The following is a 14,962-nucleotide window of genomic DNA, read 5'->3' as shown; positions in this document are numbered from 1 at the left end:
ACTGGATCGACGTCGTCAACGACGCGATCCTCCACGTGGACCTCACGCTCGCCGCGGTGGCGCTGGCCGTGCTGGTCGGGATGGCGCTCGGCCTGCTCACCTACCGGCGGCGGTGGCTGGGTGAGCTCGCGACCACGACGACCGCCGCGTTCCTGACCATCCCCTCCATCGCGCTGCTGGGCATCCTGATCGGCCCGTTCGGGCTCGGGCTCACCAACGTCCTGTTCGCGCTGGTGCTCTACGCGCTCCTGCCGATCACGCGCAACACGATCGTCGGGCTGCGGGGCGTCGACCCGGCCGTCGTGGACGCCGCGCGCGGGATGGGCCTCGGCCGCGCGCGGGTGCTGTGGCGGGTGCGGCTGCCGCTGGCCTGGCCGGTCGTCCTCTCCGGCATCCGCGTCTCGACGCAGATCACCATCGGGATCGCGGCGATCGGCGCGTACGTTAAGGGACCCGGTCTCGGCAACGAGATCTTCGACGGCCTCGGCCGGTTCGGCTCGGTCAACTCGCTGAACCAGGTGCTGACCGGGACGCTCGGGATCGTCTTGCTGGCGCTGCTGTTCGACCTGGCCTTCGTGCTGCTCGGCAAGCTCACGACGTGGCGACGGCCGCGCACTCTTGGCGAGATCAAGCCGGAGCAGAGCAACGGCACCGCCGGCGAGACGATCGAGCTCGAGAACCTGCGCAAGCACTACCCCGGACAGGCGGCGCCCGCGGTCGAGGACCTCACCCTGCGGATCCCCGCCGGCGAGATCGTCGTGCTGACCGGCCCGTCCGGTTGCGGCAAGACGACGACCATGCGGATGATCAACCGGCTCGTCGAGCCCACCTCGGGCGTCGTCACGGTCGGCGGCACCGACGTCTCGGCCCTCGACCTCGACGAGCACCGCCGGCACACCGGGTACGTCATCCAGCAGGTCGGGCTCTTCCCGCACCTGCGGGTGGCCGCCAATATCGGGGTGGTGCCCCGGGTGCTGGGCTGGCCGCGGCGGCGGATCGCCGGCCGCGTGCGCGAGCTGCTCGACGTCGTCGGCCTGACCCGCGAGCACGGCGACCGGTTCCCGCGGGAGCTTTCCGGCGGCCAGCAGCAGCGCGTCGGCGTGGCGCGGGCGATGGCCGCGGACCCGCCGGTGCTGCTGATGGACGAGCCGTTCGGCTCCACCGATCCGATCACGCGAGCCCGGCTGCAGGACGAGTTCCTGCGCCTGCAGCGGGAAGTGCGCAAGACGATCGTGTTCGTCACGCACGACTTCGACGAGGCGCTCAAGCTCGGCGACCGGATCGCCGTGCTGCGCCCGCGTTCGGTGCTCGCGCAGTACGACACGCCCCAGGCGATCCTCGCCGCGCCGGCCGACGACTTCGTCGCGTCCTTCGCCGGTTCGAAGCGGAACCTCAAGCGGCTGGCGCTGATCCCGGTGGCGGACCTCGACCTCGGGCCGCCGGCGGACGGCTTGCCGCCGATCCCGCGCGAGGCCACCCTGAGGGACGCACTGGACACGATGGTGCGCACCGGGAGTCCCGCGGTCTCGGTGAATGGGCGGACGCTCGACCTCCCGCGGCTTCTCTCGGCCCTCCAGCCCGTCGTCGACACCCCGCCGGCGGCCGTCGCGGAAACCCCGCGGAAGACGGTCCCGGCACGGCCGCGGCGGCGCCGGCTCGGGCTGCTGGTCCGCCCGGTACTGCTGGCTCTGGCTCTGCTGGCGCTCTTCCTGGTCGTGCGCGCGTACCCGCTCGACTCGATCGAACAGCGCTACCTCAACGCCGGCGAGATCTTCGCCGAACTCGGCGCGCACCTGCGGCTGACGCTGATCTCGACGGTCTGCACCATCGCCATCGCCCTGCCGCTGGGCGTCCTGCTCACCCGCGCCGGCGCCCGGTGGGCCCGCCCGATCGGGCTCGGGCTCGGCAACCTCGGCCAGGCGATCCCGTCGATCGGGCTCGTCGTGCTGCTCGCCCTCTGGGTCGGCACGGGCACCGCGACGGCGGTGGCGGCGCTCGTCGTCTACGCGACCTTGCCGGTGCTGCGCAACACGATGGTCGGCCTCGACGGCGTCGACCCGACGCTCGTCGACGCCGCGCGCGGCATGGGCATGACGAAGACGGCGATCCTGTGGCGGATCGAACTGCCCCTCGCCGTCCCGGTGATCCTCGCCGGAATCCGGACGGCGCTGGTGCTCACCGTCGCGAGCGCGACGCTGGCGACGTTCATCGACGGCGGCGGGCTCGGTGGCGGGCTCGTCGCCGGGATCGGGCTGTACCGGCCGATCCTGAGCCTGACGTTCGGCATCGTCGTCGCCGCACTGGCGCTCTTCGCCGACTGGCTGGGCCTGGTCGCCGAGGAGGTCCTGCACCCCCGCGGAACGTGAAACCCAAGGAGGACAAGCCATGCGACGCACGACAGCCGTCGTTCTCGCCTTCGTCACGGCGCTCGCCGCCGGGTGCACGATCGGCAAGGACCAGACCGGCGCCGGAGTGGGCGAGGGGTCCATCAAGAAGATCGACGCGTTGAGCGGCGCGCAGATCCGGGTCAGCTCCAAGGAGTTCGACGAACAGCTGCTGCTCGGCCAGATCGCGCTCGTCGCCCTGCAGGCGGCCGGGGCGAGCCCGCAGGACAAGACCAACATCACCGGGTCGAGCAACGTGCGCCAGGCCCTCACCAGCGGCGCGGTCGACCTGTACTGGGAGTACACCGGCACCGCGTGGATCAGCTACCTCCACGAGACCAAGCCGATCGCCGACGCGCAGGCGCAGTACGACGCGGTCAAGAAGGCCGACGCGGCCAACGGTGTCACGTGGTGGGCCCGCTCGCCGGCCAACGACACCTACGCGATCGCGGGCAACGCGGCGACGGTGGCCCGGACCGGCGTGAAGACGATCTCGGACTACGCGGCGCTGGTGAAGCGCGATCCGGCGGCGGCGTCGACCTGCATGGGCCCGGAGTTCAAGAGCCGCGACGACGGGTTCCCCGGACTGGCCAAGGCGTACGGGTTCACGCTGCCCGACCCGCAGGTCCACCTGCTCAACGACGCCGTCGTCTACCCGAGCGTCGGCAAGGGGGAGCCGTGTGGCTTCGGCTCGGTCGCGTCCACCGACGGGCGGGTGGCCGGCCAGAAGCTGACCGTGCTGGAGGACGACAAGCACTTCTTCCCGACGTACAACCCGGCCATCTCGATCGCCGCCGGGATCGCGCAGAAGTACCCGCAGCTGGAGCAGGTGTTCACCCCGATCGCCGCGAAGCTCGACACCGCGACGCTCACGGACCTCAACAAGAAGGTCAGCGTGGACGGTCAGAAGCCGGCGACGGTGGCCCACGACTGGCTCAGGGCGGCGGGCTTCATCGGCTGAACTTCGCATTCCGGCGAAATGCCGCGGGGACGCGCCGGATCTGTCATGATCCGGCCAAGCCCAGTAGCGCGAAGGAAGTGACGATGTCGGCCGAGATGGACCAGCTGATCGCCCAGTTCGAGACCTTCCAGGCCAAGGTGCGCCAGGCCGAGGCCCGGTTCGCCGAGGTCGGGGACGTGCAGGAGCGGGTCGCGCAGGTCTCGACGTCGGTGACCTCGCCGGACGGCACCGTGACCGTCGTCGCCGGGGCCGGCGGCACCGTCACCGACCTGCGGCTGACCGCCGGGGCGATGCACCTCGAAGCGGGTCAGCTCGCCCAGCGGATCATGGCGACGCTGCGCGAGGCCGTGGCCGGGGCCGCGCAGCAGCAGGCCGGGATCGTCGACGAGGCGTTCGGCGACCAGCTCGGCTTCGACGTCGGCGCGCAGGTCCGGCAGGCGCAGGCCGAGGCGTTCGGAACCGCGGCGCCCGAACCCGCGTCGGAGCCGCAGGCGCCGCGCCCGCGGCGCCGTCCCGATCCCGGGGACGACGACGACTTCGACCAAGGCCCGATCCTCCGCCGCTCCTGAAACCGACCGAGGGAACTTCCGCGATGTCAGACGGAATCCAGACCAACATCGACGCGATCTCCGGATACGCGCGCCAGCTGCCCTTCTACGAGCAGGAAGCGGACAAGTTCGGAGCGAAGATCGACGCCGCCGACGTGACCGACACGGCCTGGGGCGTCGTCGGGATCTGGGCGAAGCAGGGCTACACCGAGCGCCTCGGCGAACTGCGGTCGCTGCTCGGCGAGCTGAAGGACGGCGTCGACGGGCTCACCACCAAGATGACCAAGGCCGCCGAGATGTACCGCGGGACCGAGGAGGCCGGCGTGATCGCCTTCGGCCGGTACGAGGCGGAGATCGACGCGATCGGGGGACAGGGCAAGTGACCGAGCCCAAGAAGAGCATCGCGGACGCCCTCGACGTCCAGCCGTACGACGAGAGCATGAGCGCGAACCTCGACCGCGCCGCGGCGGCCGCGCCGGTCGTCGGCACCGTCTACAAGTCCGGCAAGTCGATCGCCGAGCACGCCCAGCAGGCCGCTTCGGCCGACGGCGTGGGTGAGCTGGCCTCGGCGGGCAAGGCGCTGGTCGGCGACGGCGCGGCGTTCGTCGGCGCCGCCGCGACCGACATGGTCACCTTCGCGATGGACCCGATCGGCTGGCTGGTCAGCCACGGGCTGAACATGCTGCTCGAGCTCGTCCAGCCGCTGCAGGACGCGCTGCACGCCGTCACCGGCGACGGGCCGGCCATCGGCCACGCGTCGGAGAACTTCGCCTCGATCGCGCACGGCTTCGTCGCGCTCGCCGAAGACTTCGAGCAGACCGGCGACACGGCGCTGGCCGAGTGGGTCGACGAAGCGGGCAACGCGGCCAAGGAAGCGCTCGGCGACTTCTCCTCGGGCATCCGCGGCGTCGGCTCGGCGGCCGGGTCGGTCGCCGAGGTGCTGCAGATGTGGTCGATGGTCATGCAGGTCATCGAAGAGGTGATCAAGGCGATCATCACCGAGCTGGTGTCCTGGCTGATCACCATCTGGCTGCCCGCGCTGGCCGCGTCGGTGATCAGCTTCGGCAGCTCGGTCGCCGCCGCGATGACGGCGTCGATCGCCAAGGCCGCGAGCGTGCTGCAGAAGGTCACCCGCTACCTCGGCAAGTTCGGCAAGCTGCTCGACACGTTCATCGAGTTCCTCGCGAAGTACTCGACGAAGGTCGTGGAGATGACCCGGAAGTTCCGCCTCGGCCGGTACGCCGGGGAGTCGCGGTTCGGCCTGGACACGCTCGAGAACACCGCCGGGGTGGCGTTCACGCCCGGGAACCGGGCGCTCACCACGATGTTCGGCACGTCGGTCGGCGCCAGCCCGCTGGTGGCCGGCGCGAGCGTCAAGGCCGGGATCGCCGCGGGCAAGACGGCGTTCAGCGAGGGCAAGGAAGCCGTTACTCCCGAGGAGGACGAACCGTGGTTCGACAAGAGCCGGATCGGTGGCGACCGGACGCCGGACGAGACCCGGCGGAACTTGGACATCTAGAGCGTAAAGCCGTCGAATTCGGCGACCGGATGGAGTCCTTGCAGGAAGTCACGCACGTACGTCCCGGGTTCCGGGAGCGCGTGGAAGCGCTGATGCGCGACCACTGGCGCGAGCCGGTGATCGTGCTGCGCCTCGGCGACGCGGACCTGCGGTACGCCGTCCCCGGCCGCCGTCCGGATGGGACGGTCGAGGGCGAAGGCCTGGTGCGGCAGGGTTTCCTGACCGTCGCGCGCGGGATCGGCGCGGCGGTGGGGTTCGTCGCGTACCTGGCAAGCTCGGCGGGCAGCGGCGGCGGCAAGGGCGAGCCGGAGGTCCACGTGACCGGCCCGCCCGGCGCCCAGGTCCTCGAGCCGCTCGACCGGCTGCGGCGGGCGAAGGGCCCGTGGCTGGTGTGCTCGCCGTCGTCGGTCGCGTTCGTGGACACCGGATCGACTTACCTGGACCCGGCCGACGCGCCCGAACCGGTCGTCGTGTGGGAGGCGCGGGGGAGCGCGGCTCCGGAGGTCAGCTTCCGCAAGCGCACGCTGACCTGGCCGGACGGTTCCCGCTTCAAGTTCCCCCTGCAGGGCCGCACCGAGGAGCGCCACCTGCGGCAGTTCCACGAGTACCCGGACGTGGTGCACTGGCCGGAATGAGCCGGTCGCGGGCACCGACGCACTACGCTGAGCCCAATGAGCGCGGTATCCAGCCCGGAGCAGTCGATGGTCGAGACCCGGCACCAGACCCGGTTGCTCACCCTGCTGCGCGACGAGGGCCCGATGTCGCGGGTCGAGCTGGGGGAGCGGCTGGAGCTGCCGCGGGCCCGCGTGGGCGCCGAGGTGACCCGGCTCGGGGAGGTCGGGCTCGTCGAGACGGCGGGACCGTCCGCCAGCCGCGGCGGCCGCCGCTCCACGCTCGTCCGGCTCGCCGGCGACCTGCGGGTGCTCGCGGTGGACGTCGGCGCGACGTCGGTCGGCCTGGCCGTCACCGACGCTTCGTGCGAGGTGCTCGCGCACACCGTCGAGGACTGTGACGTCCGGCAGGGGCCGCACCCGGTGCTGCGGCGGGTCGCCGAGCTCGCGGCGAAGGTCCGGGACCAGGCGCCCGGCCGGCTGGTCGCGGCGGGGATCGGCCTGCCGGGGCCGGTCAGCTTCGCCGAGGGGATGGCGGTGGCGCCGCCGATCATGCCCGGCTGGGACCGGTTCAACGTGCGCGACCACCTCGGCGGGCTGTGGGGCTGCCCGGTGGCGGTGGACAACGACGTCAACGCGATGGCGCTGGGGGAGCGGCACGCAGGGGTCGCGCGGTCGACCGACGACCTGATGTTCGTCAAGATCGGCACGGGGATCGGCTGCGGCATCGTGCTGGGCGGCAAGGTCTACCGCGGGGTCGCGGGCACGGCGGGCGACATCGGGCACATCCGGCTGGACGACTACGGCCCGACGTGCGCGTGCGGCGAGGTCGGCTGCCTGGAGGCGTACTTCGGCGGCGCGGCTTTGGCCCGCGACGGGCTGGCGCTGGCCCGCAGCGGCCGTTCGGCGCACTTGGCGGAAGCGGCAGCCGAACGCGGCGCGATCACGGCCCGCGACGTAGGTCTCGCCGCGGCGGCGGGCGACTTCGGCGCGGTGAACCTCATCCGCGACGGCGGCCGCCGGCTCGGCCAGGTGATCGCCTCGCTGGTCAGTTTCATCAACCCGGGCATGGTGGTGATCGGCGGCGGGGTGTCCCAGCTCGGGCACCAGTTGCTGGCGGAGGTGCGGAGTGCGGTGTACCGGAGGTCGCTCCCGCTGGCGACGGGGAATCTGCCGATCGTGCTGTCGGAGCTGGGGGAGACGGCCGGGGTGATCGGGGCTGCTTGGTCGGCTACTGATCGGGCCTTCACGCTCAGCAGCTGAGGTTTCGGGTGGCTCGCGACGGCTGAACGCGGCTCACCGGAGTGGCTCGGGGATGGCAATAGGGGTGCGCGCTCTGCCGCGGCGAGCGCGCGCAGAGGCTGGAGCTGGCCGCCGCTCGGCCCGCCTCGCGGCCGCCTCGCGCGGTGGGCGCCCGGTACGCGAGCGCGGATTCGCCGGTGTCGGCTGAGCGCTGCTTACCGGAGCGGCTAGGGAAAGCCCACGGGTGCCGGAGCGCGGCGAGCGCGCCTTGCCGCGGCAATCGCGCACGGAGGCTGGAGCCCGCCGCCGCTCGGCTCGCCTCGCGGCCGCCGACCCTGCCGCCTCGCGCGGTGGGCGCCCGGTACGCGAGCGCGGGTTCGCGGTGCCAGCTCAGCCCGCCCGGCTGGGGCGCCCGGCGCGAGCTGGCCACGCGCGGCGGGCGTGGTTGGGCCCGGCCGAGCCCACGCGCGGCGGCCGCGGGCGCCCGGCCGAGCCCAATCGGCGTGGGTCCAATCTCGCCGGAACCCGCCCCGAGAACCCCCGCCGAGCGCCCTTCCTCGCCGTCCGCGCCCCGTCGCGAAATGTCAAAACCGGACAGACTTTCGCATCAAACAACCGAAAGCGTGTCCGGTTTCGCACGTCTATCCGGGTGAAAACCGGACGAAACCCGACTCCATCACCTTGACGAGTGATGCGCGCCACCCTACTTTCGCTGCCTGAGCGACAAAGTCTGTCGACTCGCGACACAAGTGGGGGCATCGTGGCCGACACCAGGCGAGCCGACCCGGCGAGCCCTCGGACGGCCAACCTCGCCTCCGTCCTCCGCGCCCTCCGCGGAGGCCCCCTCTCTCGCACCCAGCTCGCCGCGTGGTGCGGGATCGCGAAGTCGGCCCTTCCCGGGCTGCTCGCCGATCTCGCCGGGCGCGGGCTCGTGCGGGCCGCCGGGGTGCGGACCGGCAACGGGCGGCCGAGCCGGCTCGTCGAACTCCACGGCGAAGACGCCTACGCCCTGGCCCTCGGCATCGAAGCCGACCGCCTTTCCGCCGTCGTCACCGACCTCACCGGCCGGACCCTCGCCGAAAGAGCCGAGACCGTCGACGTCGCCGCGCTCGGAGTTCCGCGCTGCATGGACGAGCTCGCCCACCTCGCCCACGACGTGCTGCCCGGCACCCCCGTCGGGGTCGCCGTCTCCGTACCCGGGCTGGTCGACTCGGCCGCCGCCGTGCTGCGGCTCGCCCCCGCCCTGCGCTGGCGGGACGCCGAGATCGCCGGCCTGATGGCCGCCCGGCTGGGCGTGCCCGCCGAAGCCGTCGCCGTCGACAACGAAGCCAACCTCGGGGCCCTCGCCGAGGCGGTCGACGGCGTCGGCAGCGAATTGTTCTACCTCAGCGGTGGCACCGCCGTCGGCGGTGGGCTCGTCTCCGGGGGAACGATCTTGCGTGGCGCGCGCGGCTTCGCGGGCGAGGTCGGGCACATCGCCGTCGACCCGTCCGGCGAACGCTGCTCCTGCGGCCGGACCGGTTGCCTGGAAACGAAGGCGAACCTGGCCGCGGTCCTGCGAGCCGCGGCACCACCCGGCGATCCGCTGCACGATCCCGCTCTCGGCGTCGGCGGCCGGGTGGCGTTGCTCAAGCAGCGCGTCCGGCTCGGAGACCAGCGCGCGGCCACGGCGGTCCACGAACTCGGCGTCGCGCTCGGCGTCGCACTGTCCACTGTGGTCGATGTGCTCGACCCGGACGTCGTCGTGCTCGGCGGCTACTTCGCCGAACTCGGCGACTGGCTGGTGGAACCGATCCGTGTCGAGCTCGCCGCCCGGCCGCTCGGCCACGCCCGGATCGTGCCGTCCCGGCTCGGCCTGGGCGCTCCGCTGCGGGGCGCCGCGCACCTGGCCGCCGAGCGGCTGTTCGAGAACCCGACGCTCGTCGAGGAGGCCTCGGTATGAGCCTGCTGTCCGTCCGCGGGATCGTGAAGACCTTCCCCGGCGTCCGCGCGCTCGACGGCGTCGACCTCGACGTCGAACCGGGCGAGGTGCACTGCCTGCTCGGGCAGAACGGCGCCGGCAAGTCGACGCTCATCAAGGTCCTCGCCGGCGCGCACCAGCCCGACACCGGCGAGATCACCTGGCAGGGCGAGCCCGTGACGCTCGGCTCGCCGGTCGACGCCCTGCGCCTCGGCATCGCCACCATGTACCAGGAGCTCGACCTGGTGCCCGGGCTTTCGGTGGCGGACAACATCTTCCTCGGCCACGAACGCGCCCGCTTCGGCTTCTCGCGCATCTCGCAGGCCCGCGACGAGGCCGCCCGCCTGATGGCCCGGCTCGGCCACCCCGGCATCCGCCCGAACACCGAGGTCGGCAAGCTGTCCGCCGCCGGGCAGCAGCTCGTGTCGATGGCCCGCGCGCTCGCCCACGACGCCCGGCTGCTCGTGATGGACGAACCCGCCGCCGCGCTGGCCGGCGAGGAGGTCGACAACCTCTTCCGGATCGTCGGCGAGCTGACCGCCGACGGCGTCGCGGTCGTCTACATCTCCCACCGGCTCGAGGAGCTGCGCCGGATCGGGGACCGGGTGACCGTGCTCAAGGACGGCCGGACCGTCGGTACCGGCCTCGACGCCGCCGCGACGCCGACCGCCGACCTGGTCGCGCTGATGGCCGGGCGCAAGGTCGAGACGGTCTTCGGGCCGCGTCACGACGGCCACGCCCGGCCCGAGACGGCCCTCGCAGTCGAGCACCTCTCCCGGCACGGCGAGTTCGAGGACGTCAGCTTCACCGTCCACGCGGGCGAGGTCGTCGGCATCGCCGGGCTGGTCGGCTCGGGCCGCAGCGAGCTGCTCGAGACGATCTTCGGGGCGCGCAAGGCCGACCGCGGCACCATCACCGTGCAGGGGCAACCGCTGAGAACCGGCAACGTCCGGGCCGCCGTCAAGGCCGGCATCGGCCTCGCGCCCGAGGAACGCAAGAGCCAGGGCCTGCTGCTGGACCTGCCGGTGGTGCACAACGTGACGCTGGCCAGCCTCGGCCGCTACGCGAAGCTCGGCTTCACCGAGCGCGCCAAGGAACTCGACGACGCCGGCGCGAGCCTGCGCCGCCTCGACCTGCGGCCCGCCGATCCGCGCCGGATCGTCCGGACGCTCTCCGGCGGCAACCAGCAGAAGGCCGTGCTCGCGCGGTGGCTGGTCCGTGGGTGCCGGGTACTGCTGCTCGACGAGCCCACGCGCGGTGTCGACGTCGGCGCGCGCGCCGAGCTGTACCGGCTGATCGACGAGCTGGCCGCGACCGGCGTCGCGATCGTCCTGGTGTCCAGTGAAATCCCCGAGGTGCTCGGGCTGTCCGACCGGGTGCTGGTGCTGCGCGAGGGCCGCGTCCTCGCCGACCGGCGCTCCGCGGGGCTGACCGAGGCCGAGGTGCTCGACGTGATTCTCGAGGGGAGCGCGGCATGACCGAAACGCAAGCACCGCCACAGGAAGCGCTTCCCGCCGACCGGAAGCGGCGGTTCGCCTTCTCCGCCGACCCGCGGCTGCTCGGCCTGGCCGGCGTGCTCGTGGTCCTGTGCCTGGTCGGCCAGTTCACCCGGCCCGAGCTGTTCTTCACCGAAAGCAACATCTCGACGATCCTGCGGCTGGCCGCGGCGATCGGGGTGGTCAGCGTCGGGATGACGTTCGTGATCATCAGCGGCGGGATCGACCTGTCCGTCGGCTCGATGGTCGGCCTGGCCGGCGTCTGGCTGACGACGCTGGCCACGCAGTCGTACGGCCCGTGGGTGATGGTCCTCTGTGGACTCGCGGTCGGCCTCGGCTGCGGGCTGATCAACGGCGTGCTCGTCGCCTACGGCAAGGTCGTGCCGTTCATCGCGACGCTGGCGATGTACGTCTCGGCCCGCGGGCTCGCCGAGCGGATCAGCGGCCGCCGCACGCAGGTCGTCGCCGACCAGGACTTCCTGGCCTTCTTCCGCGGGAGCTTCCTCGGCATCCCGACGCTGATCTGGCTGTTCGCGCTGGTCTTCGCGGTCGGCTGGGTCGTGCTCAACCGCACCACCTTCGGCCGCCGGACGTACGCGGTCGGCGGCAACGCCGAAGCGTCGCGGCTGGCCGGCATCAACGTCAAGCGCCACCTCGCGCTCGTCTACGGCGTGGCCGGGCTGTGCTGCGGGATCGCCGCGCTGATGGTCGTCGCGCGGACGACGGCGGGCGCGTCGACCAACGGCATGTTCTACGAGCTCGACGCGATCGCGGCGGTGGTCATCGGCGGCACGCTGCTGACCGGCGGCCGCGGCTCGCTCATCGGCACCCTCATCGGCGTGCTGATCTTCACGGTGCTGTCGAACATCTTCACGCTGAACAACCTGGACACCGACATCCAGAACATCGCCAAGGGCGTGATCATCGTGCTCGCCGTGCTCTTGCAGTTCCGGGCCAGGAAAGCCAGGACCGGTCCGTAGTCACCACCGATGGAGGTTCACCATGGCCGAACAACCCTTCCTCGGCCGCCGGGGATTCCTGCTGGGCGGGGCCGCCGTCGGCGCCGGCGCGCTGCTGGCCGGCTGCACGTCGAACACGCCCGCGAACTCGGAGGCAGGCGCACCGGTCGCCAACGCGGGCAACAACGCCCAGCCGGGCAAGCCGATCACCATCGGCTTCTCCGCGCCCGCCGCCGACCACGGCTGGATCGCGGCGATCACCAAGAACGCCAAGGCCCAGGCGCAGAAGTTCAGCGAGGTGAAGTTCAACGCGACCGAGGGCACCAACGACGTCAACCAGCAGATCTCCCAGGTGGAGACGTTGATCAACGCCAAGGTCGACGTCCTGGTGATCCTGCCGTTCGACGGCAAGGCACTGACCGCCGTCGGCCAGCAGGCGATGGACGCCGGCATCCCGGTGATCAACCTCGACCGCGTCTTCGACACTCCGCTGGCGTATAGAACCTGGATCGGCGGCGACAACTACCGGATGGGCGTCAACGCGGGCAACTACATCGCCGCGGAGCTCAAGAAGAAGAACGTCGCCAACCCGATCATCGGCGAGGTCGCCGGGATCGACTCGCTGCCGCTGACCCAGGAACGCAGCAAGGGCTTCAAGGACGCGCTGGGCCGCGCCGGGTTCAAGGTCGGCCCGCGCGTGTCGGCGCAGTTCACGTCGGAGTCGGGCGAGCAGCAGACGGCGAACCTGCTCCAGGGCGCGCCGAAGCTGGACGCGCTGTGGAATCACGACGACGACCAGGGCATCGGCGTCAACGCCGCGATCGACACCGCGGGCCGCAAGGAGTTCATCATGGTCGGCGGCGCCGGCTCGAAGAACATGATGAACCTGATCAAGGCCGACGCGTCGCCGATCAAGGCGACCGTGCTCTACAGCCCGTCGATGGCCTCGACGGCGGTCGCGCTCGCCCGGCTGCTCGGGCAGCACAAGGGGATCGGCGACCTGGCCGAGCACGACATCCCGGCCGACATCACGACGTACTCGGCGGTCGTCACCAAGGAGAACGTCGACCAGTACCTGGATGTCGGCTTCGACTCCTGACCGGTCTGTCCACAGAGAACAAAGGAGGGGTATGAGCCCGGCACGGGAAACGATCGGGATCGGGATGGTGGGCCACGCGTTCATGGGTGCGGTGCATTCGCACGCCTGGCGCAGCGTCCACCGGTTCTTCGATCCACCGCTGGTGCCGCGACTCGCCGTCCTCGCCGGGCGCGACGAGGCCCGGGCCAAGGCCGCCGCGGAAAAGTTCGGCTGGGACGCCGTCGAGACTGACTGGCGCAAGCTCGTCGCCCGGGACGACGTCGGCCTGGTCGACGTCTGCACGCCGGGGGACAGCCACGCGGAGATCGCGATCGCCGCGCTCGAGGCCGGTAAGCACGTCCTGTGCGAGAAACCGCTGGCCAACTCGGTCGCCGAAGCCGAAGCGATGGCCGAGGCGGCGCGGCGGGCCCGGGAACGCGGGGTGCGAGCCATGGTCGCGTTCAACTACCGCCGCGTGCCCGCGCTCGCGCACGCCAGGAAGCTGGTGTCCAGCGGGGCACTCGGGGAGATCCGGCACGTGCGGTCGGTGTACCTGCAGGACTGGCTGTCCGATCCCGAGGCGCCGATGACGTGGCGGCTCCGCAAGGAGTCCGCCGGTTCCGGTGCGCTCGGCGACCTGGGCGCGCACATCGTCGACGCCGCCCAGTTCGTCACCGGCGACCTGATCACCGGCGTCTCGGCGCTGACGAACACCTTCGTGAAGCAGCGGCCGGCCGAGAACGGCGGGACCGACGACGTGACGGTCGACGACACCGCGTTGTTCCTGGCCCGGCTGGCCGGGGGCGCGGTGGCGACCTTCGAAGCGACCCGGTTCGCGCTGGGCCGCAAGAACGCGATGCGGCTGGAGATCAACGGCTCGAAGGCGAGCCTCGCGTTCGACTTCGAGTCGATGAACGAGCTCCAGTGGTACGAGGGCAGCGGGACCGAAGCCGGGTTCCGCCGCATCCTCGTCACCGAGCCGCAGCACCCGTACGTCGGCGCGTGGTGGCCGCCGGGGCACCTGCTCGGCTACGAGCACACGTTCACCCATGAGGTCGCCGACCTCCTGGACGCCATCGGCGCGGGCACCGACCCCGCACCGAGCTTCGACGACGGCTTGCGCGTCCAGCGCGTGCTGGACGCCGTCGAGAAGAGCGCGGCCGCGCAGGCGGCGTGGACTGCGGTGGAGGAGGGGAAATGAGCCGTCCCGTCACGCTGTTCACCGGCCAGTGGGCCGATCTGCCGTTCACCGAGGTCTGCAAGCTCGCCGCCGACTGGGGTTACGACGGCCTGGAAATCGCGTGCTCGGGCGACCACTTCGAGGTCGACCGCGCACTGTCCGAAGAGGACTACGTGCCGGCGCGGCTGGCGCTGCTGGCCGAGCACGGGCTCAAGGTGTGGGCGATCTCGAACCACCTCGTCGGGCAGGCCGTCTGCGACGACCCGATCGACGCCCGGCACCGCGCGATCCTGCCGTCCCGCATCTGGGGCGACGGCGAACCGGAGGGCGTCCGGCAGCGGGCCGCGGCCGAAATGGCCGACACCGCGCGGGCGGCGGCGAAGCTCGGGGTCGACACCGTCATCGGCTTCACCGGGTCGAAGATCTGGAAGTACGTGGCGATGTTTCCCCCGGTCACGCGCGATGACATCGATGACGGTTACGCGGACTTCGCCCGTCGCTGGCACCCGATCCTCGACGTCTTCGACGAGGTCGGCGTCCGGTTCGCGCACGAGGTCCACCCGTCCGAGATCGCCTACGACTACTGGACGACCAAGCGCGCGCTCGAAGCCGTCGGCCACCGGCCCGCGTTCGGGCTGAACTGGGACCCGTCGCACTTCGTCTGGCAGGACCTCGACCCGGTCGGGTTCATCCTCGACTTCGCCGAGCGGATCTACCACGTCGACTGCAAGGACACGAGAAAGCGCTTCGACGGCCGCAACGGCCGGCTCGGCTCGCACCTGGCCTGGGCGGATCCGCGGCGGGGCTGGGACTTCGTGTCCGTCGGCCACGGCGACGTCCCGTGGGAGGACTGCTTCCGGGCGCTGAACTCGATCGGCTACACCGGCCCGATCTCGGTGGAGTGGGAAGACGCCGGGATGGACCGGCTCCGGGGCGCGGCGGAGGCGGTGAAGTACCTGCGCGAGCACCTGTTCGACCAGCCGTCGGCGGCTTTCGACGCGGCTTTCAGCAACCAGAGATGAGG

At 71.7% G+C, this 14,962-nt stretch carries 13 protein-coding genes; all 13 read left to right on the top strand.

Going from position 1 to position 14,962, the window contains the following annotated elements; translation table 11 throughout:
• The first annotated feature begins 35 nt into the window (after positions 1-35).
• Positions 36-2,366: an ABC transporter permease subunit gene (locus ACZ7OH_RS30840; RefSeq protein ID WP_470284025.1), complete on the top strand. Its 2,331-nt coding sequence runs from the start codon at positions 36-38 to the stop codon at positions 2,364-2,366.
• A gap of 19 nt (positions 2,367-2,385) precedes the next feature.
• Positions 2,386-3,345, top strand: coding sequence for a glycine betaine ABC transporter substrate-binding protein (locus ACZ7OH_RS30835; protein ID WP_470284024.1), 960 nt, complete (start codon positions 2,386-2,388; stop codon positions 3,343-3,345).
• Between the two features lie 83 nt (positions 3,346-3,428).
• Positions 3,429-3,914: a YbaB/EbfC family nucleoid-associated protein gene (locus ACZ7OH_RS30830; RefSeq protein ID WP_470284023.1), complete on the top strand. Its 486-nt coding sequence runs from the start codon at positions 3,429-3,431 to the stop codon at positions 3,912-3,914.
• Positions 3,915-3,937: 23 nt separating this feature from the next.
• Positions 3,938-4,276 carry a hypothetical protein gene (locus ACZ7OH_RS30825; RefSeq protein ID WP_400899174.1) on the top strand — a complete coding sequence of 113 codons (339 nt, stop codon included), beginning with the start codon at positions 3,938-3,940 and terminating at the stop codon, positions 4,274-4,276.
• Positions 4,273-5,412 carry a hypothetical protein gene (locus ACZ7OH_RS30820; protein WP_470284022.1) on the top strand — a complete coding sequence of 380 codons (1,140 nt, stop codon included), beginning with the start codon at positions 4,273-4,275 and terminating at the stop codon, positions 5,410-5,412. Before ACZ7OH_RS30825 ends, ACZ7OH_RS30820 begins: the two co-directional genes overlap by 4 nt.
• 29 nt (positions 5,413-5,441) lie before the next feature.
• The gene (locus ACZ7OH_RS30815) at positions 5,442-6,047 is read left to right on the top strand and encodes a hypothetical protein (RefSeq protein ID WP_470284021.1); all 606 of its coding nucleotides are present in this window, start codon (positions 5,442-5,444) and stop codon (positions 6,045-6,047) included.
• Positions 6,048-6,113: 66 nt separating this feature from the next.
• Positions 6,114-7,286: an ROK family transcriptional regulator gene (locus ACZ7OH_RS30810; RefSeq protein WP_470284084.1), complete on the top strand. Its 1,173-nt coding sequence runs from the start codon at positions 6,114-6,116 to the stop codon at positions 7,284-7,286.
• Positions 7,287-8,025: 739 nt separating this feature from the next.
• Positions 8,026-9,207 (top strand): ROK family protein, encoded by a 1,182-nt coding sequence (locus ACZ7OH_RS30805; protein ID WP_470284020.1) that lies wholly within the window; start codon positions 8,026-8,028, stop codon positions 9,205-9,207.
• Positions 9,204-10,703: a sugar ABC transporter ATP-binding protein gene (locus ACZ7OH_RS30800; protein ID WP_470284019.1), complete on the top strand. Its 1,500-nt coding sequence runs from the start codon at positions 9,204-9,206 to the stop codon at positions 10,701-10,703. Before ACZ7OH_RS30805 ends, ACZ7OH_RS30800 begins: the two co-directional genes overlap by 4 nt.
• On the top strand, positions 10,700-11,701 hold the full coding sequence (locus ACZ7OH_RS30795) for an ABC transporter permease (RefSeq protein ID WP_470284018.1): 1,002 nt from the start codon (positions 10,700-10,702) through the stop codon (positions 11,699-11,701). The genes ACZ7OH_RS30800 and ACZ7OH_RS30795 overlap by 4 nt, the downstream gene beginning before the upstream one ends.
• A gap of 22 nt (positions 11,702-11,723) precedes the next feature.
• Positions 11,724-12,779, top strand: a complete 1,056-nt coding sequence (locus ACZ7OH_RS30790) for a substrate-binding domain-containing protein (protein WP_470284017.1) — start codon at positions 11,724-11,726, stop codon at positions 12,777-12,779.
• A 31-nt stretch (positions 12,780-12,810) separates the two neighbouring features.
• Positions 12,811-13,959, top strand: a complete 1,149-nt coding sequence (locus tag ACZ7OH_RS30785; protein WP_470284016.1) for a Gfo/Idh/MocA family protein — start codon at positions 12,811-12,813, stop codon at positions 13,957-13,959.
• Positions 13,956-14,960 (top strand): sugar phosphate isomerase/epimerase family protein, encoded by a 1,005-nt coding sequence (locus ACZ7OH_RS30780; RefSeq protein WP_470284015.1) that lies wholly within the window; start codon positions 13,956-13,958, stop codon positions 14,958-14,960. Before ACZ7OH_RS30785 ends, ACZ7OH_RS30780 begins: the two co-directional genes overlap by 4 nt.
• Positions 14,961-14,962 lie beyond the last annotated feature (2 nt).

This window comes from Amycolatopsis sp. NPDC114478 (assembly GCF_055633805.1).
The sequence above is the reverse complement of the archived record's forward strand: the minus strand, read 5'-3'. Positions and strand labels throughout refer to the sequence as shown.

Bases quoted from the DNA above. Each gene is read 5' to 3' on its own strand.
- ACZ7OH_RS30800 (WP_470284019.1), top strand. From the start codon at position 9,204: ATGAGCCTGCTGTCCGTCCGCGGGATCGTGAAGACCTTCCCCGGCGTC.
- ACZ7OH_RS30790 (WP_470284017.1), top strand. From the start codon at position 11,724: ATGGCCGAACAACCCTTCCTCGGCCGCCGGGGATTCCTGCTGGGCGGG.
- ACZ7OH_RS30815 (WP_470284021.1), top strand. From the start codon at position 5,442: ATGGAGTCCTTGCAGGAAGTCACGCACGTACGTCCCGGGTTCCGGGAG.
- ACZ7OH_RS30780 (WP_470284015.1), top strand. From the start codon at position 13,956: ATGAGCCGTCCCGTCACGCTGTTCACCGGCCAGTGGGCCGATCTGCCG.
- ACZ7OH_RS30835 (WP_470284024.1), top strand. From the start codon at position 2,386: ATGCGACGCACGACAGCCGTCGTTCTCGCCTTCGTCACGGCGCTCGCC.
- ACZ7OH_RS30825 (WP_400899174.1), top strand. From the start codon at position 3,938: ATGTCAGACGGAATCCAGACCAACATCGACGCGATCTCCGGATACGCG.
- ACZ7OH_RS30795 (WP_470284018.1), top strand. From the start codon at position 10,700: ATGACCGAAACGCAAGCACCGCCACAGGAAGCGCTTCCCGCCGACCGG.
- ACZ7OH_RS30830 (WP_470284023.1), top strand. From the start codon at position 3,429: ATGTCGGCCGAGATGGACCAGCTGATCGCCCAGTTCGAGACCTTCCAG.
- ACZ7OH_RS30810 (WP_470284084.1), top strand. From the start codon at position 6,114: ATGGTCGAGACCCGGCACCAGACCCGGTTGCTCACCCTGCTGCGCGAC.
- ACZ7OH_RS30785 (WP_470284016.1), top strand. From the start codon at position 12,811: ATGAGCCCGGCACGGGAAACGATCGGGATCGGGATGGTGGGCCACGCG.